This window comes from Xanthobacter autotrophicus (assembly GCF_030015065.1).
GTDB classification, from domain to species: Bacteria; Pseudomonadota; Alphaproteobacteria; order Rhizobiales; family Xanthobacteraceae; genus Xanthobacter; species Xanthobacter autotrophicus_D.
Genome location: NZ_JAIVFN010000505.1, coordinates 1 through 409, shown reverse-complemented (window position 1 = coordinate 409; position 409 = coordinate 1). Strand labels below are relative to the sequence as shown.

The following is a 409-nucleotide window of genomic DNA, read 5'->3' as shown; positions in this document are numbered from 1 at the left end:
GCGGTGGGTCGATCATGGCCTGCAGCAGCGGTCCCCCGAACATCGCCAGTGTCTTGCCGCTGCCTGTGGGCGTGTGCAGCAACCCGGATCCGCCGGCGAGATAGTGCCGCCACATCGCGCGCTGGAACGGCAACGAGCGCCAGCCTTTCGACGCGAACCAGTCTTCCAGCCGGCGTAGTGCCTGGCTGCGGTTCATCGCGCCAGCGCCTGCAGGGTAGCCAGCTGATCGGCCTCGCTGGCTGGCTTGTCGTGGCGCCAGCGCAGGATGCGTGGAAAGCGTACGGCGATACCGGACTTGTGCCGGCTGCTGCGGTTGACCGCCTCGAAGCCCAGTTCGAAGACGTGTTCGGGGCGTACGCTGCGCACCGGGCCAAAGCGCTCGCGGGTATTGGCGCGGATCCAGCGATCA

The 409-nt window shown here is 67.7% G+C and carries 1 protein-coding gene and 1 pseudogene; both read right to left on the bottom strand.

Annotation, left to right across the window (positions count from 1 at the left end):
• Positions 1-196 (bottom strand): hypothetical protein (locus K9U40_RS24245; protein WP_282892593.1); only part of this gene is annotated, 196 nt, incomplete at its 3' end.
• A pseudogene (locus tag K9U40_RS24240) lies at positions 193-409 on the bottom strand (ATP-dependent DNA ligase); the annotation flags it as partial. The pseudogene K9U40_RS24240 and the gene K9U40_RS24245, both read right to left, overlap by 4 nt.